At 67.6% G+C, this 23,898-nt stretch carries 23 protein-coding genes; 13 read left to right on the top strand and 10 right to left on the bottom strand.

What is annotated here, in order from left to right; translation table 11 throughout:
* Positions 1-15 precede the first annotated feature (15 nt).
* Positions 16-1,986, top strand: a complete 1,971-nt coding sequence (locus ACSQ9E_RS31765) for an MFS transporter (protein ID WP_436220090.1) — start codon at positions 16-18, stop codon at positions 1,984-1,986.
* Positions 1,987-2,511 (top strand): hypothetical protein, encoded by a 525-nt coding sequence (locus ACSQ9E_RS31770; protein WP_436220091.1) that lies wholly within the window; start codon positions 1,987-1,989, stop codon positions 2,509-2,511.
* 178 nt (positions 2,512-2,689) lie between these two features.
* Here ACSQ9E_RS31770 and ACSQ9E_RS31775 read toward each other — a convergent pair whose 3' ends face one another.
* Both ACSQ9E_RS31775 and ACSQ9E_RS31780 read right to left on the bottom strand, forming a co-directional pair.
* Positions 2,690-3,688 (bottom strand): Bug family tripartite tricarboxylate transporter substrate binding protein, encoded by a 999-nt coding sequence (locus ACSQ9E_RS31775; RefSeq protein WP_436220092.1) that lies wholly within the window; start codon positions 3,686-3,688, stop codon positions 2,690-2,692.
* Between the two features lie 263 nt (positions 3,689-3,951).
* Entirely contained in the window at positions 3,952-4,968 is a 1,017-nt protein-coding gene (locus ACSQ9E_RS31780) for a 1-aminocyclopropane-1-carboxylate deaminase (RefSeq protein ID WP_057204001.1), read from the bottom strand.
* A 185-nt stretch (positions 4,969-5,153) separates the two neighbouring features.
* On the opposite strand from ACSQ9E_RS31780, the gene ACSQ9E_RS31785 reads away from it, so the two are divergent.
* Positions 5,154-5,672 carry an Lrp/AsnC family transcriptional regulator gene (locus ACSQ9E_RS31785; RefSeq protein WP_057204002.1) on the top strand — a complete coding sequence of 173 codons (519 nt, stop codon included), beginning with the start codon at positions 5,154-5,156 and terminating at the stop codon, positions 5,670-5,672.
* Positions 5,673-5,685: 13 nt separating this feature from the next.
* Here ACSQ9E_RS31785 and ACSQ9E_RS31790 read toward each other — a convergent pair whose 3' ends face one another.
* Entirely contained in the window at positions 5,686-6,861 is a 1,176-nt protein-coding gene (locus ACSQ9E_RS31790) for a saccharopine dehydrogenase family protein (RefSeq protein WP_057204003.1), read from the bottom strand.
* A gap of 438 nt (positions 6,862-7,299) precedes the next feature.
* Here ACSQ9E_RS31790 and ACSQ9E_RS31795 point away from each other — a divergent pair, with 438 nt between their 5' ends.
* From ACSQ9E_RS31795 to ACSQ9E_RS31810, 4 genes are all read left to right on the top strand, one after another.
* Positions 7,300-7,782: a YiaA/YiaB family inner membrane protein gene (locus ACSQ9E_RS31795; RefSeq protein WP_057204004.1), complete on the top strand. Its 483-nt coding sequence runs from the start codon at positions 7,300-7,302 to the stop codon at positions 7,780-7,782.
* A gap of 82 nt (positions 7,783-7,864) precedes the next feature.
* A complete protein-coding gene (locus ACSQ9E_RS31800; RefSeq protein WP_436220093.1) occupies positions 7,865-8,326 on the top strand; it encodes a hypothetical protein in 462 nt (153 codons plus the stop codon).
* 122 nt (positions 8,327-8,448) lie between these two features.
* Positions 8,449-9,237, top strand: a complete 789-nt coding sequence (locus tag ACSQ9E_RS31805) for a DUF2145 domain-containing protein (RefSeq protein ID WP_436220284.1) — start codon at positions 8,449-8,451, stop codon at positions 9,235-9,237.
* 68 nt (positions 9,238-9,305) lie between these two features.
* Entirely contained in the window at positions 9,306-10,415 is a 1,110-nt protein-coding gene (locus ACSQ9E_RS31810; RefSeq protein ID WP_436220094.1) for a serine endopeptidase, read from the top strand.
* Between the two features lie 6 nt (positions 10,416-10,421).
* On the opposite strand, the gene ACSQ9E_RS31815 is transcribed toward ACSQ9E_RS31810, so the two are convergent.
* The 4 genes from ACSQ9E_RS31815 to tgt all read right to left on the bottom strand — a co-directional run bounded on the left by ACSQ9E_RS31815 (position 10,422) and on the right by tgt (position 14,995).
* Entirely contained in the window at positions 10,422-11,882 is a 1,461-nt protein-coding gene (locus ACSQ9E_RS31815; protein ID WP_436220095.1) for a diguanylate cyclase, read from the bottom strand.
* 135 nt (positions 11,883-12,017) lie between these two features.
* On the bottom strand, positions 12,018-13,169 hold the full coding sequence (locus ACSQ9E_RS31820; RefSeq protein WP_436220096.1) for a GGDEF domain-containing protein: 1,152 nt from the start codon (positions 13,167-13,169) through the stop codon (positions 12,018-12,020).
* A gap of 113 nt (positions 13,170-13,282) precedes the next feature.
* Complete coding sequence (locus ACSQ9E_RS31825; protein WP_235516196.1) at positions 13,283-13,801, bottom strand: hypothetical protein; 519 nt, start codon at positions 13,799-13,801, stop codon at positions 13,283-13,285.
* 21 nt (positions 13,802-13,822) lie between these two features.
* A complete protein-coding gene (gene tgt / locus ACSQ9E_RS31830) occupies positions 13,823-14,995 on the bottom strand; it encodes a tRNA guanosine(34) transglycosylase Tgt (RefSeq protein ID WP_436220097.1) in 1,173 nt (390 codons plus the stop codon).
* A 99-nt stretch (positions 14,996-15,094) separates the two neighbouring features.
* On the opposite strand from tgt, the gene ACSQ9E_RS31835 reads away from it, so the two are divergent.
* Positions 15,095-15,583 carry a universal stress protein gene (locus ACSQ9E_RS31835; RefSeq protein WP_436220098.1) on the top strand — a complete coding sequence of 163 codons (489 nt, stop codon included), beginning with the start codon at positions 15,095-15,097 and terminating at the stop codon, positions 15,581-15,583.
* A gap of 68 nt (positions 15,584-15,651) precedes the next feature.
* Here the strand turns inward: ACSQ9E_RS31835 and ACSQ9E_RS31840 are convergent, their stop codons facing one another.
* The 3 genes from ACSQ9E_RS31840 to ACSQ9E_RS31850 form a co-directional block, all read right to left on the bottom strand.
* On the bottom strand, positions 15,652-16,038 hold the full coding sequence (locus tag ACSQ9E_RS31840; protein WP_436220099.1) for a hypothetical protein: 387 nt from the start codon (positions 16,036-16,038) through the stop codon (positions 15,652-15,654).
* A gap of 396 nt (positions 16,039-16,434) precedes the next feature.
* Positions 16,435-17,607: a phospholipase A gene (locus ACSQ9E_RS31845; RefSeq protein ID WP_057204011.1), complete on the bottom strand. Its 1,173-nt coding sequence runs from the start codon at positions 17,605-17,607 to the stop codon at positions 16,435-16,437.
* Positions 17,608-17,824: 217 nt separating this feature from the next.
* Positions 17,825-19,897, bottom strand: coding sequence for an ATP-dependent helicase (locus tag ACSQ9E_RS31850; protein WP_057204012.1), 2,073 nt, complete (start codon positions 19,895-19,897; stop codon positions 17,825-17,827).
* Positions 19,898-20,157: 260 nt separating this feature from the next.
* Here ACSQ9E_RS31850 and ACSQ9E_RS31855 point away from each other — a divergent pair, with 260 nt between their 5' ends.
* The 5 genes from ACSQ9E_RS31855 to ACSQ9E_RS31875 all read left to right on the top strand — a co-directional run bounded on the left by ACSQ9E_RS31855 (position 20,158) and on the right by ACSQ9E_RS31875 (position 23,875).
* Positions 20,158-20,931: a hypothetical protein gene (locus ACSQ9E_RS31855; RefSeq protein ID WP_157412609.1), complete on the top strand. Its 774-nt coding sequence runs from the start codon at positions 20,158-20,160 to the stop codon at positions 20,929-20,931.
* Positions 20,928-21,497 carry a GTP-binding protein gene (locus ACSQ9E_RS31860; RefSeq protein WP_436220100.1) on the top strand — a complete coding sequence of 190 codons (570 nt, stop codon included), beginning with the start codon at positions 20,928-20,930 and terminating at the stop codon, positions 21,495-21,497. The genes ACSQ9E_RS31855 and ACSQ9E_RS31860 overlap by 4 nt, the downstream gene beginning before the upstream one ends.
* Positions 21,494-21,892: a roadblock/LC7 domain-containing protein gene (locus ACSQ9E_RS31865; RefSeq protein WP_057204015.1), complete on the top strand. Its 399-nt coding sequence runs from the start codon at positions 21,494-21,496 to the stop codon at positions 21,890-21,892. The genes ACSQ9E_RS31860 and ACSQ9E_RS31865 overlap by 4 nt, the downstream gene beginning before the upstream one ends.
* A 255-nt stretch (positions 21,893-22,147) precedes the next feature.
* Positions 22,148-22,507: a hypothetical protein gene (locus ACSQ9E_RS31870; RefSeq protein ID WP_428003313.1), complete on the top strand. Its 360-nt coding sequence runs from the start codon at positions 22,148-22,150 to the stop codon at positions 22,505-22,507.
* 105 nt (positions 22,508-22,612) lie between these two features.
* Positions 22,613-23,875, top strand: a complete 1,263-nt coding sequence (locus tag ACSQ9E_RS31875) for an ABC transporter substrate-binding protein (protein ID WP_436220101.1) — start codon at positions 22,613-22,615, stop codon at positions 23,873-23,875.
* The last annotated feature ends 23 nt before the right edge of the window (positions 23,876-23,898 follow it).

Raw genomic sequence — 23,898 nt, forward strand, 5'->3', positions numbered from 1 at the left:
AACGAGGAGAGACGCATGAGCACCGAGACCCCTTCTGCGGGCGCGAGCCCCCTGCACGGCAGCCCCGGCGTTCAGGGCAGCCACGGCGGCCATGAGGACCCCAACCAGTTCGCCCTGCTGCGCCAGCGCCGGTTTGCGCCCTTTTTCTGGACGCAGTTCTCGGGCGCTGCCAACGACAACCTGTTCAAGTTCGCCTTCACGGTGATGGTGACCTACCAGCTCAGCGTGGACTGGCTGCCGCCGGCCATGGCGGGGCTGGTGATCGGGGCGCTGTTCATCCTGCCATTCTTGCTGTTTTCGGCCACCTCGGGCCAGCTCACGGACAAGTACGACAAGACGCGCATGATCCGCTTCGTGAAGAACCTGGAGATCGCCATCATGCTGGTGGCGGCTGTCGGTTTCGTCGCGGGCAACGTGGCGATCCTGCTCCTGTGCACCTTCCTCATGGGGATGCACTCCACGCTGTTCGGCCCGGTGAAGTTCGCCTACCTGCCCCAGGTGCTGACCGAGCGCGAGCTCACCGGCGGCAACGGCATGGTGGAGATGGGCACCTTCGTCGCCATCCTGCTGGGCAACGTGGCCGGCGGCCTGCTGGTGGCGCTGCCGGGCATCGGCCACACCACGGTGGCCATCGCCTGCGTGGCGCTGGCACTGGTCGGACGGGTGGTGGCGCAGGCCATTCCCTCGGCCCCGGCCACCGATCCGGGCCTGGTCATCAACTGGAACCCCGTCACCGAAACCTGGCGCAACCTCAAGCTCGCGCATGGCAACATGGTGGTCTTCCGCTCGCTGCTGGGCATCAGCTGGATGTGGTTTTTCGGCGCGGTGTTCCTGTCGCAGTTCCCGAGCCTGGCCAAGGAGGTGCTGCACGGCAACGAACAGGTGGCCTCGCTGCTGCTGGTGGTGTTCTCGGTGGGCATCGGCATCGGCTCGCTGCTGTGCGAGGTGCTCTCGCGCCGCCATGTGGAGATCGGCCTGGTGCCCCTGGGCGCCATCGGCATGAGCGTGTTCTCCATCGATTTGTACTTTGCCGCGCGCAGCCTGCCGCCGTCGGAGATCATGGGCCTTGGGGCCTTCCTCGCGCAAAGCCAGCACTGGCGCGTGATGCTTGACCTGGCGCTGCTGAGCCTGTTCGCCGGCCTGTACAGCGTGCCCATGTACGCACTGATCCAGATGCGCAGCCAGCCCACGCACCGCGCGCGCATCATCGCCGCCAACAACATCCTGAATGCGCTGTTCATGATCGCCAGCTCGCTGATCGCCGGCGCGCTTCTGGGTGCCGGTTTCACCGTGCCGCAGATCTTTCTGTTCACCGGCCTGGCGAATGCGGTGGTGGCGTTCTACATCTTCATGCTGGTGCCCGAGTACCTGCTGCGCTTCGTGGCCTGGGTGTCCTCGCGCTTCGTCTACCGCTTCAAGGTGCAGGGCGATGAGAACCTGCCCACCACGGGCGCTGCCATCCTGGCCTGCAACCACGTGAGCTTCATCGACGCGGTGCTGCTCATGGCCGCCAGCCCCCGGCCCATCTACTTCGTGATGGACCACCGCATCTTCCGCGTGCCGGTGCTCGGCTGGCTGTTCCGCCTGGCCAAGGCCATCCCGATCGCGCCCTACAAGGAAGACCCCGCCATCTACGACGCGGCCTTCGAGCGCGCGGCCCAGGTGCTGCGCGAAGGCGACCTGCTGGCCATCTTCCCCGAAGGCGGCATCACCAAGGACGGGAAACTCCAGGAGTTCAAGGGCGGCATCATGAAGATCATCGAGCGGGCGCGCGAAGAAGGCATCGACGCCCCCGTGATCCCCATGGCGCTGACCAACCTGTGGGGCTCGTACTTCAGCCGCATCGAGCAGGGCGGGGCCATGGTGCGCCCCTTCCGCCGCGGCTTCTACAGCCGCGTGGGCCTGAACGTGGGGCACGCCGTGGCGTCGTCGGACGTGCAGCCCGCGTTGCTGCGCTCGCGTGTGGCCGATCTGCTGGGCACCTGAATGCCGGATACCTACCGCCTGCAAGCGCAGGAGCGGGTGGCGCTGGCGCGCCGGGTCATGTCTTTCCTGCGCGAGATCGGCCTGGCGGTGACCGAGGCGCCAGTGCCTCTCGAGAGCTTCCTGCCGGGTCTGCGCATCGTGCAGGGCGGCCTCCAGGTGGATCTGGACCAGCTGCGCTGGCCGGGTGACCTGCTGCACGAAGCCGGGCACCTGGCCGTGGTGCCGGCAGCCTTGCGTGCCCACATGGACGACGCGCTCGCCGAACTGCCCCCGGTGCCGCATGGCGGCGAGATCGAGGCCACGGCATGGGCCTGGGCGGCCCTGCGGCACCTTCAGTTGCCGTCCGAGGTGCTGTTCCATGACGGTGGCTACCATGGCCGGTCCCAGGGCCTGCGCACCACCTTCGAGCTGGGCGTCTACTTGGGCGCCGCTGGGCTGGTGTCGGCGGGCCTGGCGGCCACGCCCGCGCAGGCATCGGCAGGGGCCACTCCCTATCCGCACCTCATGGCCTGGCTGCGCTCCTGAACCCGGGCCTTGCCGATTCGGTCAGGGGGCTCATACCCATTGGTGCCCGAGTGCCTGCTGCGCTTCGTGGCTGGCTGTTCAGCCTGGACCAGGCCATCCCGATCACGCCCTGCAAGGCAGACCCCGCCACCTGCAAAGCAGCTTTCGAGCACGCTGCCCAGGTGCTGCGTGGCCGCGTTCACTCCGCGCGGATGTTCGCGCGCTGGGCAATCGCCCGCATGCGCGGTAGTTCGTCCTCGATCTGCGCGAGCACGGTGTTGCCGGGGGCGTAGGCCTGCTCCAGGCCACTGGCGATGAGCTTGCCGCGTATCTCGGCATCCGCCATGGTTTCGGACAGCGCCTTTTCCAACCTGGCCTTTGCTTGGGCGGGCAGGCCGCGGGGCGCGACAACGGCCAGCCACGAGTCGGCAGCAAAACCTGCAAAGCCGCTTTCCGCCACCGTCGGTACATCGGGCAACCGCGTGGCGCGCGCGGCGCCCGTGACGACGATGGCCTTGATCTTGCCCGACTTGAGCTGCGGCAGCGCCGCGGCCACCGTGTCGATGGTGAACGGGATCTGCCCGCCCATCAGGTCGCTCATGGCCGGCGCGCTTCCCCGGTAGGGCACGTGCAGCAGCTTGATGCCTGTGGCAGAACACATCAGCTCGGCGGCGAAATGGCCGGTGGTGCCGCTGCCGAACGAGCCGTAGGAGAACTTGTCGGGAGCCTGGTGCGCTGCCGTGATCAGCTGCTTGAGGTTGTCCACAGGCACATCGCGATGGGCCAGCAGGATCAGCGGCACGCGCGCCACCATGCCGACCGGCTCGAAGCTTTTGAGTGGATCGTAAGGCAGCTTGTTGTTGAGCGCGGGGTTGACGGTGAAGGTGGAGCCGGAGCTGATCAGCAGCGTGTAGCCATCGGCAGGAGCATTGGCCACGAAGGATGCGCCCACGATGGTGCCTGCCCCGGCCTTGTTCTCGACCACGATCGGCTGGCCCAGGCGCTCGCCCAGCTTCTTGCTGATCAGGCGGCCCACGATATCGACGGCCCCGCCAGGCGGGAAGGGCACAACCAGCTGGACCGGTTTGACGGGGTAGCCATCGGCATGTGCCTTGGCCCCTCCACCCAGCCCTGTCACTGCAATGGCTACCACGAACACGGCGACGCTTGTGCGTCGGTTCAGATGCAAGCACTTCATTTGGCGATCCTTCGGGTGAGGGCTGGTCGGCCGGCCGTTGTTGGCTGCGAACAGGCGGCAGGGCGCACCAGCCTTCGTCTCGCACCGGCCATGCCTGTCGCTGCTGCAGATGTTTGCGCAGCCGCCATGGCCGTGGATGCACGGGATCATGGCGGCGACCCGTGGGCATGCCCGGGTCGATGGTGGGAGTCAGAGGGGTTCAGATGAGCGACAGGCCCGCCAGTCGGCCCAGGCGCTGCTGCTCCGTTTCATCGCGCGGTGCTTCAGCCGTTGCGAAAAAGAAAGCTGTAGGCGTTCAACGCCGGCACCCCTCCCAGGTGCGCGTACAGGACACGGGAGCCTTCGGGGAATTCGCCCTTGCGCACCATGTCGATCATGCCGTGCATGGACTTGCCTTCGTACACCGGGTCGGTGAGCATGCCTTCCTGGCGCGCGCACAGGCGGATGGCTTCGAGCGTGCCCTCGCTGGGCAGGCCGTACTCAGGGCCGCCGTAGCGCGTGTCCAGCACCACGTCCTCTGCGGTGATCTCCTGGCCCAACTCGACGAGCTTGGCGGTGTTCTGTGCGATGCGCAGCACCTGGGCATGCGTCTTCTCGGGCTTGGCCGAGGCGTCGATGCCGATCACCTTGCGCGCCCGGCCATCGGCTGCGAAGCCCACCACCATGCCGGCCTGCGTGCTGCCCGTGACCGAGCACACGACGATGTAGTCGAACGCAAAGCCCAGTTCCTTCTCCTGCTGGCGCACTTCCTCGGCAAAGCCCACGAAGCCCAGGCCGCCGTACGGGTGCTCGGAGCAGCCAGCGGGGATGGGGAAGGGCTTGCCGCCGGCCTTCTTCACGTCGTCCATGGCCTGCTCCCAGCTGGGGCGGATGCCGATGTCGAAGCCTGCGGCGTCCAGGCGCACGTCGGCACCCATGATGCGCGACATCTCGATGTTGCCCACGCGGTCGTACACCGCGTCGGAGTAGTTGACCCAGTTCTCCTGCACCAGCACGCACTTCATGCCCAGGTGGGCCGCCACGGCCGCCACCTGGCGCGTCTGGTTGGACTGGATGCCGCCGATGGAGACCAGCGTGTCGTAGCCGCCGGCAATCGCCTCGGGAATGAGGTATTCGAGCTTGCGCGTCTTGTTGCCGCCAAAGGCCAGGCCGCTGTTGCAGTCCTCGCGCTTGGCATACAGGTGCACCTTGCCACCCAGGTGGGCCGACAGGCGCGGCAGCGGCGTGATGGGCGAGGGCCCGAAGGTCAGCGGGTGGCGGGCGAATTTCTGCAGGTTCATGGCGGCTCTCGTGTGCGATGGAAGGGGTGAGGAATCACTCGCAGGGGCGCTTCGGTGGCGCCTTGCCTGCAGTACCTCCATCGTAGGAAAAGCGGCGTTTAACGTGGTTGTGAAAATGGAGTGGATTTCAGAGTTTTGGTATGTGAAAATGAAAATTGATTTTCATTGATTCCACAAAACCAACCATGTGCGCAACAAAAGTTCGTGACAAGAGCGTGCCGGCCAGCGCTGGAATGACGGACGAGCTCGACCGCACCGACAAGGCCATCCTGCGCCTGCTGCAGCGCGATGCCTCCCTGTCCAATGTGGCCCTGGCCGAGAAGGTGCACCTGAGCCCGCCCGCCTGCCTGCGCCGGGTGGAGCGGCTCAGGCGCCTGGGGCTCATCGATGGGGTGGTGGCGCTGCTCAACCCCAAGGCCGTGGGGGCCGGCATGCTGGTGATGATCGGCGTGGTGCTCGACCGCTCCACGCCCGAGTCGTTCGCGGCCTTCGAGAAGGCCGCCGTGAAGATCTCGGGCTGCATGGAGTGCCATGTGGTCACGGGCGAGTTCGACTATTTCATGCTGGTGCGCACGCGCGACAGCGACAGCTTCAACCGCCTGCACGCCGAGCAACTGATCTACCTGCCGGGCGTGCGGCAGGTGCGCTCCTTCATGGTGCTGCGCAACGTGCTGTCCACCACGGAGCTGCCGCTGGCCTTGTGACCAGCAGCGGGGATCAAGCCGTCTCGACGGCGAACGTCAGCCCGGCATTTGCCTGCAGGCGCGCCACCAGCGGCTCGCCCATGGCGGGCGCGGTGGTCCAGATGCCGCCGGGAGTGCCGGTGGCTTCCTGAAGCAGGCAGACCGCGGCCTCGGCGATCATCTTCGAGGTGGAGCCATAGCCCGGATCGCGGTCGCCCTTGACGCCCACGCGCAGGGTGTTGCCCTGGCCATCATCGCCCAGGAACAGCACGTCGTAGAACCCGGCCTCGCGCTCCTCGCGCGAAGGGCCTTCGCCCGGCTTGGGACCCTTGTCCGAGCCCATGGATTTGTCGCCGGCCACGGCATTGGCGATGGCCTCGCCCTTCTCTCCGGGGCCGGTGACCAGCATCTCGTCGTAGACGAAATCCGTGCCCCAGGCATGCTGCAGCAGGAAGTTGGAGCGGTGCACGTTGCGCGTGTTGATGGCGGCCATCACGAAGGGCGCCACCCACATGCCCAGGGCTTCGTCCAACATGGGCTTGTGGCCCGTGGGCTGGCGCGGGCCCTCGAAGCCCGGCGTGAGCGAGAACGGGTTCTTGAGCAGGTCCAGCACCTTGGGGTCGGCGGCCGAGGCGGCCATGGTGGCCTTCAGGCTCGCCGCCGTGCCGCCCGAGAAGGTCCCCTTCATCTTGCGCACCCGGCCGCGCACGCGGCTGGCGGGATGGCCGAAGCGTGCCTTCATCTCGCGCTGCAGCACGAACACCCCCAGGTCGAACGGGATCGAGTCGAAGCCGCACGAGAACACGATGCGCGCGCCGCTGGCCTGGGCCGTGGCCTCGTGCGCGTCGATCATGTGGCGCATCCAGGCGGGCTCGCCGCACAGGTCCACATAGTCCACGCCGGCCGCAGCGCAGGCGGCCACCAGTTCGTTGCCGTACAGCTGGTAGGGGCCCACGGTGGTCAGCACCAGGCGGGTCTGCGCCATCAGCGCCTGCAGGCTTTCCATGCTGGCGCTGTCGGTCACCACCAGGGGTGTATCGGCCGGGGCGCCCAGCTCGTCGCGCACGGCGGCCAGCTTGTCGGCGCTGCGCCCGCCCATGGCCCAGCGCAGGCCGCTGCCGACGGGGTAGCGCTGCAGCAGGTACTCCACCACCAGCCGGCCGGTGAAGCCGGTGGCGCCGTGGACGACGATGTCAAAGGGTTTGGTCATGGGGGCTCCTGGAAATTCGGGGGGTACGGGGCGGGCCCGTGATCGGCGGGATTGTCGAAGACGGGGAAGGCATCGGCTGTCGCCCAGGCGCTTCGGTGGGTGACCAGGAGCGTGTGCGGCAGAAGGAGCATCGGCTGCAACGCCCGATAAACCGGTCTCGCCGGGTATCACCTCCGGCGCCCAGGGGTCCACCCTGGGCTTGTAGGTACTACCCAGCGATCCTCGGTTTTCGGGCGTTTCGCTTCGATGCCTTCTGCCGCGCACGCTCCAGCGCGCAACTTTCGGATTGGATAAGGGTGTCAAAGTGTGACCAAGTACCGGAAAACGATACCCGGCAGCCTGCGCAATGCCACTGTGGTGGTTCAATGCGGACAGCCGGATGGGGCTTTGCCACTATTCGTTCCGTGTTCAACCAAGGCCCCAGGGCCACCCGCCTATATGTCAGCATCTCCTTTCGTCGTTCAGCGTGACACCCGTGCCTGGCAGCTCCAGGTCTGGATCTCGTTCGGCATTGCCGTGTTCCTGTGCGCAGTTGGCCTGGCCTGGCTGCCCGGAGAACAGCTGGAGCGCGCGTTCATGGTGATGGGCTATGTGTTCTGCCTCTCGGCCGCCTTCGTGCTGGCCAAGTTCGTGCGGGACAACGAAAGCGCTGGCCGCCGTGGCGCTGGCGACACCCCCATGTGGAAGCTGGTGGTGTGGGGCGGCTTTGCGGTCGCCATGGGCCTGACGGGCTGGGGCCTGTTCAGCATGGAGGTCAACCAGACCTACAAGGCCTTCCTCGGTGTGAGCTGGCTGTACCTGATCACCACCGCTTTCACGCTGGCCAAGATGCTGCGCGACCGCCACGAGGCCGACCTGCTCGATGCCCGCCTGCAAGGCCGCCGCGAAGCTGCCCAGGTTGCGCCCGGCAACAACGGCTGAGCCGCGCCGCCGGCTTTTTGAATCCCTGGCCCGTCGCCTGTGTGCGCCGGGCCCACCCCACCCGAAGGAGTGATCCATCATGATGAACAAGACATTGCAACGCACCCTGGCCCGCATGCTGCTGGCCGCCAGCTTCCTCACGGCCATGGCCAGCCTGCCCGCCCGTGCGCAGAGCGAGGCCTCGGCCGCTCTGTCTCTGCTGCCCGTGGCCTCCGTCGTGGGCACGGCTTCGGTCGGCTCGGCGGCTGCGGGTGCCATCGTGGCCCTGCCTGCGGCCCTGTCGGTCGGCGGTGCCGTGCTGGCGGTGCGGGCCGTGGAAGTTTCGGCCGTCGGCACGGTGTACGTGCTGGAGCGCGCCTCGGACGGCGCCCGCGTCAGCGTCGAAGTGGTGGGCAAAGGTGTTGGCGCCTCGGCCCATGCCGTCGGCACGGTCGTGGTCTGCACGGTGATCGGCTCGGGTGTGGTGCTGTCGGTGGCCGGCGAGGCCCTGGCCTTCGTGCCCAATGCCATCGGCCGCGCGCTGCTGTACAACGAGCGCCTGTGATGAGGTCCGCCGCCATGCAAACCAACCTCCATCGCGCCATCCAGATGCCCATCCAGTGGCCGCTGCAGCCCGCGTCGCGCCGCAGCAGCAGCGCCTTGCGCCGCGTGACCATGCGCTGGGCCATGGGCGCAGCGCTCATTGCCGGTGCCGCCGTGTTCACGGCCACCCAGGCCCATGCAGGCCGCTCGTGCGAGGCCCAGAAGCCGCCATCGGCCAAGAGTGTGGAGCGCGGCATGCAGCTGGCCGAGCGCACCTCCCAGGCGCTGGACGCCACGGGCGCCCAGGTCGTGATGCTGGGCCGCGCCGGCCAGGACCTGGGCAAGTACGGCGTGCGCTACTCGCACCTGGGCTGGGCCTACAAGACGCCCGAGGGCCCCTGGCGCGTGGCGCACAAGCTCAACGAATGCGGCACCGCCGTGGGCCATGTCTACCGCCAGGGCCTGGGCGAGTTCTTCCTCGATGACCTGTGGCGCTACGAAGCCGTATGGGCCGTGCCCAGCCCCGAGGTGCAGCAGCGCCTGTTCGTGCTGCTGCAGGACAAGGGCCGCACCAAGGTCATGAACCAGCCTGCCTACAGCATGGTCAGCTACGCCTGGGGCACCAAGTACCAGCAGTCCAACCAGTGGGCGCTGGAGACACTGGCCGCCGCCATGGAGCCGACCTCGGTGAACTCGCGCGAGCAGGCGCAGGCCTGGCTCAAGTTCAAGGGCTACGAGCCCACCACGCTCAAGATCGGGCCGCTGACCCGCATGGGTGGGCGCGTGGGCTCGGCGAACATCGCGTTCGACGACCATCCCAACGACAAGCGCTACTCGGACCGCATCGAGACCGTGACCGTCGATTCGATGCTGGCGTGGCTGCAGCGTGCGCAGCTGGGCTCGGCGCCGGCCACCCTGGTACTCAAGAACTGAAGTTTTCGTGAGACTGCGTCTGCGCACCAGACGCCTTTGACTGCCACCAACACAAGGGAGATGTGCCCATGAGCAAATCGCTGCGCCTGTCCGAAAAATGGTTCCGCCGTGGCCTGTGGCTGGTGGCCTTCGTCTTCGCGGGCTTCCTGATCGGGCTGGGCGGCACCCTCGTCGGTGACCTTCCCCAGGTCGAAAAGCGCCTGCAGGTCGAGGACTTCGTCGACAAGGCCGCCTTCGACGCGGTGCGCAACGAGGTGCGCACGGCGCAGAAGGCCGAGGAAGACGCCGAGACCGCGCTGCAGCAGGCCCAGTTGCAGCGCAGCAAGGCGCGCAGCGAAAGCGCGGCCGAGCGCGAGACCTTCAACAACTGGCTGGCCACGCGCAGCGCCACGCAGCGCGCCGACCAGGACCCCGAGGTGATCGCGCGCACGCAGCGGCTCGACGTGCTCAAGCTCGCAGAGCGCAAGACCCAGCAGGCGGTCGAGGCGCAGCAGCAGGCCTCGCTCGATGCGCACCAGGGCGCCACTGCCGCGCAGCAGCGCCAGAGCGAGATGGAGTCCGAGGGCTATGCACGCATGTCCGTCGAGCAGCGCAAGCTCGAGCTGCGCGTCTTCCTGTACCGGCTGGCGCTCACGCTGCCGCTGCTGGCCATTGCGGGCTGGCTGTTCGTCAAGAAGCGCAAGGGCACCTACTGGCCCTTCGTCTGGGGCTTCATCTTCTTCGCGCTGTTCGCCTTCTTTGTGGAGCTGGTGCCCTACCTGCCCAGCTACGGTGGCTATGTGCGCTACGTGGTGGGCATCGGCATCACGGTGTTGGTGGGGCGCTATGCCATCGTGGCCCTCAACCGCTACCTGGAGCGGCAGAAACTGGCCGAGGCCCTGCCCGACCAGGAGCGCCGCAAGGAGCTGAGCTACGACGTGGCCCTGGCGCGCCTGGCCAAGAGCGTGTGCCCCGGCTGCGAGCGGCCGGTGGACCTCAAGAACGAGAAGATCGACTTCTGCCCGCACTGCGGCATCGGCCTGTTCGACCACTGCGGCGTGTGCACCACCCGCAAGAGCGCATTCGCCCGCTTTTGCCACGCCTGTGGAACCGGTGCGAGCGGCGCTCCGGCACCGCAGATCCTGCCCGTGATCGCGTCCACGCCTGCCGTACCTGCAGGGCCCGGCGGTGTGTCCTGATCCCCTTCAGCGCCCCGGCGCCTGCCGGGGCTCATGCAGCTGCACGCGGTCACGGCCGGCTGCCTTGGCTTCGTAGAGCGCGGCATCGGCATCGGACATTAGCGCGCCCAGCGAGTCCTGCAGAGACACCCCGGTGCACACGACCAGGCCGATACTGACCGTGGCGTGCAGCGGGTCGCGCTGCCCCGGCACGGCGAACGGATGGTTGCGCACCTGCTTGCACAGGCGCCGCGCCACCGCCATGGCATCGGCCTGGCGGATGCGAGGCAGCACCACGGCGAACTCCTCGCCACCCAGCCGGCCGAACAGGTCACCGGGCCGCAGCGCCTCGCTGACCGTGGCGGCAAAGCCATGCAGTACCTTGTCGCCCTGCGCATGGCCATGGGTATCGTTCACGCGCTTGAAGTGGTCCAGGTCCAGCATCAGCACGGCCACGCTGCTGCGCTCGCGCGCCAGGCGGGCCAGCAGCTTGCTGCCCTGGGCCATGAAGGCGCGGCGCGCCAGCGCATCGGTCAAAAAGTCGTGGCTGGCCACGCGGTGCAGGCGGCGCATGGCCTCGACGCTCGCCGCCTTGGCCGTGGCCACCGAAAGCGGGCCCAGCCCCAGCAAGGAGATCCCCACGCGCAGCGAGAACACTGCCCAGGCCTGGTTGGGCGCGAACGCCAGCTCCAGCATGCCCGCGCCGGCCGCGATCGCCAGGCCAAAGCAGGTCAGCATGGACAGCACGCTGGTGGCAAACACGCCGTAAGTGAGTGCGCACCAGAGCAGTGCCGGCACCGGAAACGCCAGCGCCCCGGGCCCGCCAATGGCGATAGCCGCCGCCTCGCTGGCCGCCAGCGCGAGCAGGGGCGCCGCGTACTTCCAGCGGCGCCGGGACCAGCGGCGCTTCTTGAGCGTGCGCCGCGCCTCCTGCGGGGTCGGCAGACTGAGGATCACCGGGAGGATCAACACACTGTTGATCAGCTCCGTGCAGAACCACATGCCCAGGGCCGTCAGCCAGGTGGTGTTGAACAGCAGCGGGCCCGTGCCCGAACCCGCCAGCGCCGCCGCCGCACTGCTGGCCACGCAGATGCCGAACATCAGCACCGCCGACATCTGCCGCTTGAGGAAGCGCGTGGCCACCGGCACCTGGCCGAACAGCCACCAGCCCATGGCCACGCCGCAAAGATTGGCGCTGGCCAGCCAAAGCGTTGCCAGGGGGGCGGTGCCGGTCACCAGGTCCGCGGCCACATAGCCCAGGGTGGCCGCAGCCCAGGTGCCCGATGCCGCCAGGCGTGGGTAGCGCACCAGCAAACCCAGCAGCAGGGCATTGGCGGGCCAGAAGGCAGCCATGAACCCCAGCGGCCGGGTCACGATTCCCAACAGCGACGCGGCAAAGACCAGCAGGCCGATGCCTGCGCACAGGCCCCAGCCCGTCAGCGGGCCAGCGGCGGTGCCGGGTGAAGGGGGACGAAGCAAAGACGGCATGCGTTGAAGTTCAGGGCGCCCAAGGCGATTTGGACCCACTGTAGCCGCGAAATCTCTCAGCGCCCCAGGGGGCTCGGCAGCAAACGCTGCCGGCAACTGTGGAAGATTGTGTCCGGGTGGGACATTTCCAGGCGCTCAGGCCGCCTGCGCGGCAGTGCCTGCCGCCAGAACGACTTGGTTGCGCCCCGATTGCTTGGCCTGGTACAGGGCATCGTCAGCTCTTTTGAACCATGTGTCCGCGGAGATGCCTGTGTCATGCACCCAGGCCAGGCCTATGCTCACCGTGACGGAAATCGGCGATCCCTGTGCCTCGATGCGCAGCAGGGCGACTTGGGCGCACAGCCGCTCGGCAATCGCCTGGGCCTCCGCCTGCGTCACCGCCGGCAGGTAGACCACGAACTCCTCGCCTCCCATGCGCGCCAGCAGGTCCGAGCTGCGCAACTGCCCTTGCAGGCACCGGGCAAACTCCACAAGCACCCGGTCACCCACGGCATGGCCGAAGCGGTCATTGATCTGCTTGAAGTGGTCGAGGTCCAGCTGGGCGATGGCGCTTTGGGGTGGCAACCGGGCGGGCAGCCGCGATTCCAGCCAGCGCCGGTTGCCGGTTCCGGTCAGCGGGTCGGTGTGGGCCGCCTGCTCCAGCCGGATCTCGGCGCGTTCATTGGACAGTGCGGCCACCATGAGTGCCATGCCGAAGTGGCAGAACATCTGCACGGAGAACGCCCAGGCAAAGCCGGTGGAGCCTGCCGTGCCGCTGAGGATGTAGGCGAGCCGCAAGGCATAGATGCTGCCGCTCAGCCCCAGAAAGGCGGCCATCAGCATACGTGAAGGCAGGGGCTCGCTGCGGCGGTCGCACAGTATCTCGAATGTGCAGGCGGCCAGCACCAGTGTGGCCGTGGCGTGGAAGGCGCCTGCGCGCAGCAGGTTCTGCAGGGGAAAGCCCGTGGCAATGCCCGCCACCAGGCATGCCAGCGGCAGCAGCACCACGGCCCGCCAGGGCACCCGCCTGCGGCCGCTGAAGCCGCGCACCCCCGCCCAGAAAAGGGCGTACCCGCCGGTGCCCAGCAGCAGGCTGCCATGGGTCCACATCCACATCGGCAGGGCTGCGCTCTCGCCGCGCCAGGCCAGGATCGCCCCCACCGCCAGCATCAGATAGGCCGTAGCCAGAGGCGCCAGGCCCTGCGGTCGGCACGAGTGGCGGCGAATGTGAAAGATGCTCAGGGCACCGGCGATGAGAGAGGTGTTGTAGAGAAGGAGAACGGTGGCCAGGTCGAGCTGGAAGTCCATGGAGTCGTGTGCGCAGATGTGGCGCGCCGATTATCGAGGGGCACCGTGACGCTGCTCTGGCCGCTGCGCTTTCAGCGCGGGTAGGTTCCCGGCGGGCCGAACGTGGCTGCGGGCTACCTGGCGCGCCATGCTTGCCACCGCTGGCGCCATTGGCGCTTGAGCACGCGGCCCACGCGCCAGGGCCAGGAAGCACGTACACGGGCCAGCAGCACGGCCTTGATGCGCGTCCAGTGGCCATACAGCCAGGCAAACCAGCGCAGTTGCAGCAGGGCTGGCTGGGTGAGTGTGAACAGGCGCGCCAGCACGGCCGTGCCCACCAGCTTGGCGGCCACGATGATGAGCATGCCCAGCAGCACATGCCCCTGGCCGATGGTCCACAGCGCCAGCAGCTTGATGGGCAGCAGCATCAGCGAGGGCAGGGCGAACACCAGCACTGCGCCCCAGGGCGGCAGGCTGCGCACGGCCCCCTCGATCCAGCGCAGCCCGGGCCAGCGGCCGATGCGCGCCAGCACGCGCTGCAGCGGTTCCCAGCCCCATTCCTCGAAGACAATGACCAGCGCCAGCAGCCAGCCGGCCAGGCCCGCGATCAGGCGCAACGGCCACAGCAACAGCTTGCGCAGGATGGGTGGCACGGTGGACGTGACAGGGTCAGGTCAGACGCCGCGCGCCCGGTCGGCCTTGAACTGGGCGCGAAACTGGGCGAAGGTGCCCGCGTCCAGCGCCTCGCGCACCTCGCGCATCAGGTTCAGGTAGTAGTGCAGGTTGTGGATGCTGGTGAGCATGGGGCCCAGCATCTCGCCGCAGCGGTCCAGGTGGTGCTGGTAGGCGCGGCTGAAGCCCTCGCGGCCGCCGGCCTCCCACGAGACACCGCTCTTGCCCGCGCAGGCGTGGCAGGTGCAGCTGGTATCGAGTGGCTGGTGGTCGCTCTTGTGGCGCGCGTTGCGGATCTTGAGGTCGCCGTAGCGCGTGAACATGGTGCCGTTGCGCGCATTGCGCGTGGGCATCACGCAATCGAACATGTCCACGCCCTGGGCCACGCCCTCCACCAGGTCCTCGGGCGTGCCCACGCCCATCAGGTAGCGCGGCTTGTGCGCCGGCAGCAGGTGGGGCGTGTGCGCCATGATGCGCAGCATCTCGTCCTTGGGCTCGCCCACCGACACGCCGCCCACGGCGTAGCCGGGGAAGTCCATCTCCACCAGGCGCGAGAGCGACTCGGCACGCAGGTTCTCGTACATGCCACCCTGCACGATGCCGAACAGGGCGTTGGGGTTGTTCAGCCGGTGGAACTCGTCCTGGCTGCGCTTGGCCCAGCGCAGGCTCATCTCCATCGACTGGCGCGCTTCGCGCTCGGTGGTCAAGTGGCCCTTGGTCTCGTAGGGCGTGCACTCGTCGAGCTGCATCACGATGTCGCTGTTGAGCGTGGTCTGGATCTGCATGCTCACCTCGGCCGACATGAACAGCTTGTCGCCGTTCACGGGGCTCGCGAAGGTCACGCCCTCCTCGGTGATCTTGCGCATGGCGCCCAGGCTCCAGACCTGGAAACCGCCCGAATCGGTAAGGATGGGCTTGTTCCACTGCTCGAAGCCGTGCAGGCCGCCAAAGCTCTCCATCACGTCGAGCCCCGGGCGCATCCACAGGTGGAAGGTGTTCCCGAGGATGATCTGCGCGCCCATGTCGTGCAGGCTCTGCGGCATCACGCCCTTGACGGTGCCATAGGTGCCCACGGGCATGAAGATCGGTGTTTGCACCACGCCGTGGTTGAGCGTGAGCGTGCCCCGGCGCGCGTGGCTGGCGGGGTCGGTGGTGAGGAGGTCAAACTTCAGCATGGGCCGCATTGTCCCAGACCGTGCGGTGCATGAGGCCATGGGTGCCGTCAGGCCCCTGTGTCGGTACACTGAACCCCATACCAACGGAAGGAGAACCCCATGTTCAAGATCCTGATTGCCGTGGACGGCTCGGACCTCTCCCTGGACGGCGTGCACCATGCCCTGGGCCTCGTGCGCCAGGGGCTGTCGGCCAGCATCGTGCTGGCCAACGTGCAGGAGCCCGCCACTCTGTATGAGATGGTCACGGCGCGCGACGCGGACCTGATTGCCGCCGCCAGCCTGGAAGCGGGCGAGCACCTGATGGCCCCAGCCCGTGCCCTGCTCGATGCCGCTGGCGTTGCCTACGAAACCGACATCGGCGTGGGCGACGTGGCACACACCCTGGTGGACATGATCGAGCGCAGCGGCTGTGACCTGGTGGTCATCGGTGCGCGCGGGCAGGGTGCCATCAGCAGCGCACTGCTCGGTTCGGTGTCGCAGGAGGTGGCCCACGCGAGCCTCGTGCCCGTGACCATCGTCAAGCATGCCGACGTGGCGCTGCAGGGGGAGCCTGAGCAGGAGGACGGCACGGCCGATGCCATGACCTGAAGCACATCTCCATGTGCCAAGGGCCGCGTGAGCGGCCCTTGTGGCAGAGAGAATGCAGCAGGGGGCCGTCAGGCCGCCTTGCGGAATGGTTCAGTCGTGCGCTGCAGCTTGCCGTGGGGCAGGCTGGCCAGGCGCGAGAACATCCGCCGTACATAGCCGTTGACCCACAGGCATTTGTTGAGCTCATCCACGGGCAGCGGGCCCGACACCACCACGATGTCGTTGGCCATGTCCTGCGCCCCGGCTGCGCGCAGGCGGCGGCGCGTGTTGTTGGCCCAGGACTGTATGCGCGTGGGGCTGCCATGCTGGTGCACCTCGCCCGTGTGCGCATCGAAGGCGATGGCCACCGTATCGGTCTTGAGCTTGAACCTGCGTTCACCCGTCACGGCGCTGGGCTCATCGCGCATGTCGTACAGGTAGTAGCTGCCGGCCTTGAGCTGGTATTGCATGTCCATGGTGATTCCTCTCTGGGGTCATTGTCGAGGGCGCACCACAGGGCAATCGCAGGGAATGGGGCCGGAAAACCGCTCTTATCGGAGCGTGTCCGCATGCAGCCATGCCAGTCGGTGCGCGTGCCATTGTGCGCGGCCCGTCGGCATGTGCAAATGAAACTTGACCGCAATTGAGTAACGGTTTGTGAGGGGCTGAGGCGAGCCACTTTCACCGGCGATTGAGATCGCCTGCCGATGGTCAAAAGCGCGCGGCCAAGGCCTGCCCCCGTGCACGGGCCGGCCCGCCGCACTGGGGGCTGAGGGCCGCGGCTCCCAGGCTGCCCGCGCAGACTTGGGCGTGCCCGAAGAGCGGCCGCCTCTGGCGGACGCACCAGCGCGCGTCCGCGCCTCAGAGGGAGCTTAGAAATCTACCAGGCTCAGGCCCACGCTAAACACCGTGCGCTTGCGGTTGTAGTCGATCATGCTGTCGCCATAGCCGCTGAACAGCTGGGTGTGCAGGCGCAGGTTGCTCTTGCTGCCCAGGAAGCCCGAGCCCAGGGTCTGCAGCCATTCCACCCGCAGCGAGCCCCGGTCGCTGTTGGCCAGCGAGTGGCGCATCGTGGCACCCAGGGTGTTGTCCTTGTCGTAGTTCCAGAAGGCGGCCAGTTCCAAACGGCCCATGTAGTCGCTGATGCCAGGGTTGTCGTCGCTGCTCGCGCTTTCGGAAAGGCGCTTCCACAGGCGGGCGCGCACGTTGATGTCGTTGCCCAGCTCCAGCCCCGTCATCAGGTAGGCGCGGTTCCAGCTGCGCGACAGCGGCTTGCTCTGGCCGTTGGACTGGTGCACCAGGCCGATGCCGCTGTAGCGCCAGCGCCAGCCGAAGGGCAGTTTGGCGTCGGTGGGGTAGACGTACATCATTTCCGGCTCATGATCGGTCGTGCGGAAGGGGCGCGACAGCTCGGGCGTGAACAGCTGCCAATACGACTGCTGCGTGTAGCCGAACCAGATCGAATCCTTGAGCGTGGGGTGGCCCTGCGTGAGCAGGCCCTGCGCCACCTTGGTGCGCACCGACAGCTGGATGCGGTTCTCGGTACGGCGGTAGGGGGTGGATTCGGTGGCCGAGCTGCCCTCTGCGGTCGACGTGGGCATGCGGTTCACGTTGCTGCCTGCCGCCACCGATACCGTGATCGGGCGGTAGCCACGGAAGCTGAAGGTGCCGCAGTCGCTGCCCGACTCCAGCTCCCAGAAGCGCGAGAGATCGCTGTACTGCGGGTCGCGGCAGCCTTCGGTGCGCGCCACCTCGATGATGCGCGTGGCGGGCAGCGTGGTGTCCACCGGAGTCGGCACGGCGTTGGCCGCCTCGGCCGTGGCGGCTGGCGACTGCCAGGCCTGCTGGCCGGCCCATTGGTCAAAACAGGCCAGACGCGCCTGGTTGTCGTCGGGCAGCGCGGCGCAGCGGCGCCAGGCGGCCTGGTCGCCCGTGCTGGTGCTGCCGGGGGCCATGGAGGGCGCGGGCGCCCCTTGCGCCAAAGCCGCGCCGGCCGGCGCCAGCACCGCCAGGGCCAGGGCTGCCGTGCGGTGGGCCGCAGCCATGCCCGTGGCGCGCGCTCGGGCGGGGCGAAGGGACGGGAGAGGGGTGCTGTGAGCGTGTTGCATGTGCCTGGTATTTCATTGCCGCGATGGCCATGGACGTTCTTGTCCGGCCAGATCGCTGGGTTGCGTGTCGGTGCCCATTCTTCCAGAATCAGGCGGCCGCCGACTGTCGGCGGCGACCGCGACCTGCAGGCTGCTGTTGCGCGGGCGCGTCATTTCATGGTGATGCGGCGTCGCTGCTGGCCTTGGCCTTCGCCGCGAATTCGGCGCGCAGGGCCCTGAGCTTCTCGCGCGGGTCCTCGCGCGTGGTGGTGCGGTCCAGGCCCATCTCGGCGATGAAGCGGCTGGGGCGGGCCTGCACCATCTCGCGGCCCTTCTTGCGCCGCTTGGTCCAGCTCACGGCCAGCGTGCGCTGGGCACGGGTGATGCCCACGTACATCAGGCGGCGCTCTTCCTGCAGGCGCTGCTGCGTGTCTTCGGCAACCACCTTCTGGCGGCCCTCGTCGTCATCGAGCTTGAAGGGCAGCATGCCCTCGGTGACGCCCACCAGGATCACGTGCGGCCACTCCAGTCCCTTGGAGGCGTGCAGGGTCGAGAGCACCACCATGTCCTGCTCCTTCTCGCGCTCCGAGATGGTGGACAACAGGGCGATGGTCTGCGACACCTCCAGCAGGCTCTTGCTCTCGGCAGCCACGGGCGTGCCCGAGGTGTCGTCGATCTGGCCGCCGGCGCGCTGGGCCATCCAGTCGCAGAACTCGAGCACGTTGGTCCAGCGCGCGGCGGCCACGGTCTCGCTGTCCTCGCCGTCGTACAGGTGCTGCTCGTAGCCGATTTCCTTGAGCCAGTCGGCCAGGAAGGCACGCGAGGCCTCGGCGCCGTGCGTGTGCCGGGCGCGGTGTTCCAGGTCGTTGATGTAGCGGCCGAACTCGTGCAGGCCATCAAGCGCGCGCTTGGGCACGGCCGCCGGCAGCATGCCGTTGAACAGCGCGGCGAACATGCTCTGCTTGTGCTGGGTGGAGAACTCCCCCAGGGAGCCCAGCGTGGTGTGCCCGATGCCGCGTTTGGGGCTGGTGATGGAGCGCAGGAAGGCCGGGTCGTCGTCGTTGTTGATCCACAGGCGGAACCAGGCGCACAGGTCCTTGATCTCCGCGCGGTCGAAGAAACTCGTGCCGCCCGACACCTTGTAGGGAATGTTCTGCCGGCGCAGCGCCTTCTCGAAGGGCTTGGCCTGGTGGTTGGCGCGGTACAGGATGGCGAACTGCTTCCAGTCCGGCGGCGGGTTGGCGGCCGCGCGCAGGCTCATGATGCGCGCCACGGCGCGCTCGGCCTCGTGCTCCTCGCTGTCGGCATCGATCACGCGCACGGGCTCACCCTCGCCCAGTTCGCTGAACAGCGTCTTGGGAAACAGCTTGGGGTTGGGCCCGATCACGTTGTTCGCCGCACGCAGGATGGCGCTGGTGGAGCGGTAGTTCTGCTCCAGCTTGATGACCTGCAGGGTCGGGAAATCAATGGGCAGCTTGCGCAGGTTGTCCAGGGTGGCGCCGCGCCAGCCGTAGATGGACTGGTCATCGTCCCCCACCGCCGTAAAGCGGGCGCGTTCGCCCACCAGCAGCTTGAGCAGCTCGTACTGCGTGGAATTGGTGTCCTGGTACTCGTCGACCAGAACGTGGCCCAGCAGCGCCTGCCACTTGGCGCGCACCTCGGGGAAGTCGCGCAGCAGGCGCAGCGGCATGCCGATCAGGTCGTCGAAGTCCACGCTCTGGTAGGCCGCAAGGCGCTCCTCATAGCGCGCCATCAGCACGGCGATGCTGCGCTCGTTGTCGTCTGCCGCCTGCGCCAGCGCCTCCTCCGAAGTGAGGCCCTTGTTCTTCCAGGCGCTGATGACCCACTGCCACTGGCGCGCGGTGGCCATGTCGACCGTGCCGCCGGCGGCTTCCTTGAGGATGCCGGTCACGTCGTCGGCATCCATGATGCTGAACTGGGGCTTGAGGCCCAGCACCGAGCCGTCCTCGCGCACCATGCGCACCCCCAGGGCGTGGAAGGTGCAGATCAGCACGTCCTTGGCACGCCGGCCGATGAGGCCCTTGGCGCGCTCGCGCATTTCAGACGCAGCCTTGTTCGTGAAGGTGATGGCGGCGATGCGCTTGGGATCGAGCCCGCGCTCGATCATGTGCGCGATCTTCTGGGTGATCACCCGCGTCTTGCCCGACCCTGCACCCGCCAGCACGAGGCAGGGCCCCTCGGTGTAGTGGACAGCCTGGAGCTGGGCAAGGTTGAGACCGAAAGACATGGGAAAGCAGCGGGCAGGGAGGGGGTGACGCGCACAGCGCCGGAGGGGCGCGCGGCGTGCTTTCAGCAAGGGGACCGGGGATCATACCTTGGGCACCTCTCGCACCCCGTTGTGAACAATTGACCACAGAAAGGTCAACTACTGTCACAAAACCTGACTGATACGGTTTTGTACTGGTCGCGAATGGAGGGCTCACTTAAACTGATCAGTTGCTTTCTGCACTGCGGGGTATTTGGGTGAAGACCAATCTGAGGGGGGATTTGGCAACCAGCTTGCTGGCGCCCGCGCTGCGCACGCGGTTTTCAGAGTTGTTTGGCGTGGCCGCCCGCAAATCGGTGTTCGCGTGGCGCGAGTCGCCCCTGGCCCAGGCGCAGGTGGCCATGCTCGACGTATCGTCCAACCTGATGCGGCTGCAGCCGATGCCCCCGTGCGTGATCTGGGTGGGCCACGAACAGCCGGGCGCCCGCTTTGCGCAGACCTGGGTGGGGCGCCTGCCGCAGGACTACACGGTGGCCGACCTCATTGACATCCTCGACCGCGCGGCGGTCTTTCTGCTCGACTGGAAGGCGCGGCAGAATGCCGCCCCCATCGCCGTGGCGGTGCAGGCCGCACCCCCGGCACCCACGCCTGCCCCTGCAGCACAGCCAGCGCGATCCTTTGCCCACAGCACCATCCAGCCGGCAGCGCCTGCCGCCGTGGGTTCGGCCGCCATGGCCGCCGCGCAGGGCAGCCGTTACCGCCTGGGCTCCTGGGTGTTCCTGGGCGCGCCGTTCGACAGTGCAGGCTACGTCAGCGCCCTGGCCCTGCTGGCCCGCCAGCCCGTGACGGCGCATCAGCTGCAGGCGCACAGCGGCCTGGAGCCCGCCATGGTGGCCGTGCTGCTGCGGGAGCTTGCGCACCGCAAGGTGCTGCAGGTGATTGCCCCCACCCAGGCGGTGCCCGCTGCGGCCTCGCCGTCCCGCGCGGGCGGCGCCGTGTCCCAGGGCTTCGTGCGCCGCCTGTCCCACTGGCTGACAGGAGCCAACCGCCCATGAATGCTTCGGTAAAGACCTATTCCAGCGCTGCCCCCATGCCGCGCATCGCCTTCATGGGCCCCATGGGCGTGGGCAAGACGACGGCCATCCGTGCGCTGTGCGGCGACGACATGGTCGCCTCCGACGTGCCGAACCTGGACCGCCAGGCCCATGCCAAGGAGTTCACCACCGTGGGCGCCGAGTTCGGCCAGATCGACCTGGGCGATGGCGAGTTCGTGCAGGTCTGCGGCTGCCCCGGGCAGGACCGCTTCGACTTCCTGCGCCAGTGGGTCGTGTCCGCCTCGGTGGGCGTGTTCGTCATGGTCGATGCCAATGCGCCCGATGCCTTGCAGGCCGCAGGTGCCCTGCTGGCCGAGGCTGCTGCCGCTGAGCATCCGCCGCTGGCCCTGGTGCTCAGCACCCGCCCGGCATCTGTCGCCACCATGCAGGCCTTTGCCGATGGATTGCAGGCCGCCGGCCATGGCGTGGTGCCGGTGCTGCAGGTGGATGTGAGAAAGCGTGCCGACGTGCTGCAGGCGCTCGGTGTGCTGGTGTCGATGTTGTCCCTGCGCAGCGAGTCCCCATGAAAAGCAGTTCCCCCCTGATTTCCGAAGCACTGGCCCAGACGGCCCAGCGCGCTCTTGACACCCATGCCGCGCCCATCAGCGGCCTGCAGCTGGCCTTGCTGGCCACACCCGATGGCTTTGAGATCGCCTGCCTGCGCAACCGCAGCGACCTGCAGGCCAACCGCCTGTCGGCCATGGCCAGCTCGCTCATGGCCATGGCCCGTGCGGTGGGCCGCGAGATCCAGAGCCCCCAGTGCAAGCGCCTGACCTTCGAGGCCGAGGGCAGCACCGTGGTCTTCCAGTCCATCGATGCGCCGGTGCCCTGCATCCTGTGCCTGGTGCTGGGCAGCGATGCCCTGCTCGGCCGCGCCCTGTGGGCCGCGGGTGAGGTGGTGCAGGAGATGTCCCGGGCCTAAGAGGCTGAGAATCTTTCGTCCATGCCCGCCTTGCACGCCAAAACACCCCGGCTCGTCGTTGCAAATGCTCGCCATAGCCCGAGCTATGGCTGTGCTTTGCGCCTAGATCCGAGGCGTTTTGACGCACCCTTCGGACACGGCCAAAAAATTCCCAGCCTCTGAGGCTCAACCGATTTCCGGGCGCGGGCGTTCATTGGCAGCCTGCGCCCACTCCCCTTTCCAGCCAGTGTGAACGAACGACAAGGAAACGAAAAAATGGCGACTCTCAATGAATCCCTGAACCAGCTGCAGTCCGTGGAAGGTGCGCTGTGCGCCGCCATCGTGGACAGTGGCAGCGGCATGCTGCTGGGCAGCATCGGCACGGGGGTGGACATGGAACTGGCCGCCGCCGGCAACACCGAAGTCGTGCGTGCCAAGAACAAGACCATGCAGGCGCTGGGCCTGCAGGACACCATCGACGACATCCTGATCACGCTGGGCAAGCAGTACCACATCATCCGCCCCCTGGCCACCAAGGAAGGCATCTTCATCTACATGGTGCTCGACAAGGCGCGCGCGAACCTGGCCCTGGCCCGTCGCAAGGTGCAGGACGTCGAGAAGCTGATCGAATTCTGACGGCACGCGCTGGCACGCGCCTTCCTGCGGGAAACCCCGCTGTCCCAGGTCTGTTGGCACTTTGATACTGCACGGACCAACGAGACAAGCCTGAAAGGCCGTGCCATGCCGACCAAGAGCCTCGCGCCATCGCGCCCCATCGCCGCCGCGCCGCAACGCGCGAGCTGGGGTGGGGTGTTTTTCATTCTGAGCGCCGGTGTGGCGATGGCCCTGGCTGCGCTACCTGCCCGCGCGCAGATCGGCAACACGGCGCCGGTGCGCATCGGCGTGGTGGGGCCGTTCACCGGGGCATCGGCCGACTTCGGCGTGCCCATGCTCAACGGTATCCGCATGGCGGTGGACGAGATCAATGCCGGCGGCGGCTACCTGGGCCGGCCGCTCGAGCTGGTGGTCAAGGACGATGCGGCCAACCCCGACCAGGGGCGCAAGGTCTCGCAGGACCTGCTGGCCGAGAAGGTGGTCGCCACCATCGGCTTTTGCAACACCGGCGTGGCGATGAAGGCCATCGACCTGTTCCAGGACGCCAAATCGCCGCTCATCGTGCCCTGCGCGTCTGGCACGGCCGTCACCGCCAAGTACCCGCCGGCCGACAGCTACATCTTTCGCGTGCAGGGGCGCGACGCACTGCAGGCCCCCTTCATGGTGGAAGACATCGTCAAGCGCGGCTGGGACAAGGTGGCCATCTTCGCCGACAAGACCGGCTATGGCGAAGGCGGCTACAACGACGTGGTGGCCGCGCTGGCCGCCAAGAACCTGAAACCCGTGCACGTGGCACGCTTCGACCTGGGGGTGAAGGACCTCACCGCCGAGCTGGCCGCCGCGCGCACGGCAGGTGCCAACGTGGTCTTCAGCTACACCGTGGGGCAGGAGAACGCCGTCATCGCCAACGGCAAGAAGACCCTGGGCTGGAAGGCGCCGCAGGTGGGGCCATGGACCCTGTCGTTCCCGTACTTCCTCGATGGCGCGCGGGATGCGGCCGAGGGCGCCCTCATGGTGCAGACCTTCATCGCCGAGCCCAGCAACGAGCGCCGCGCCTCCTTCCTGTCGAGCTACACGCGCAAGTTCCAGCGCAAGCTGGCCGTGCCCATGGCGGCAGCCAATGCCTACGATGCCACCTATTTGCTCATGTACTCCTTCCTGGGCATCCGCGACGGCAATCTCAATGGCCCGGCGCTCAAGGAATCGCTGGAGGGCAAGATGAAGACCTACTACGGCGTGGTCGCCACCTACGACAAGCCCTTCAGCACCGCCGACAAGGACGCCATCACGCGCAACATGCTGGTGATTGGCGCGGTGAAGAACGGCGCCATCACGTTTGCCTACCCCGAAGACGCCAAGCGCAACCTCATCATCCAGCGCAAGCAGTAGGTAGTGGTTCCGCACGCGGCCTC

It is taken from the genome of Acidovorax sp. LjRoot118 (assembly GCF_964253575.1).
Taxonomy (GTDB): Bacteria; Pseudomonadota; Gammaproteobacteria; order Burkholderiales; family Burkholderiaceae_C; genus Acidovorax.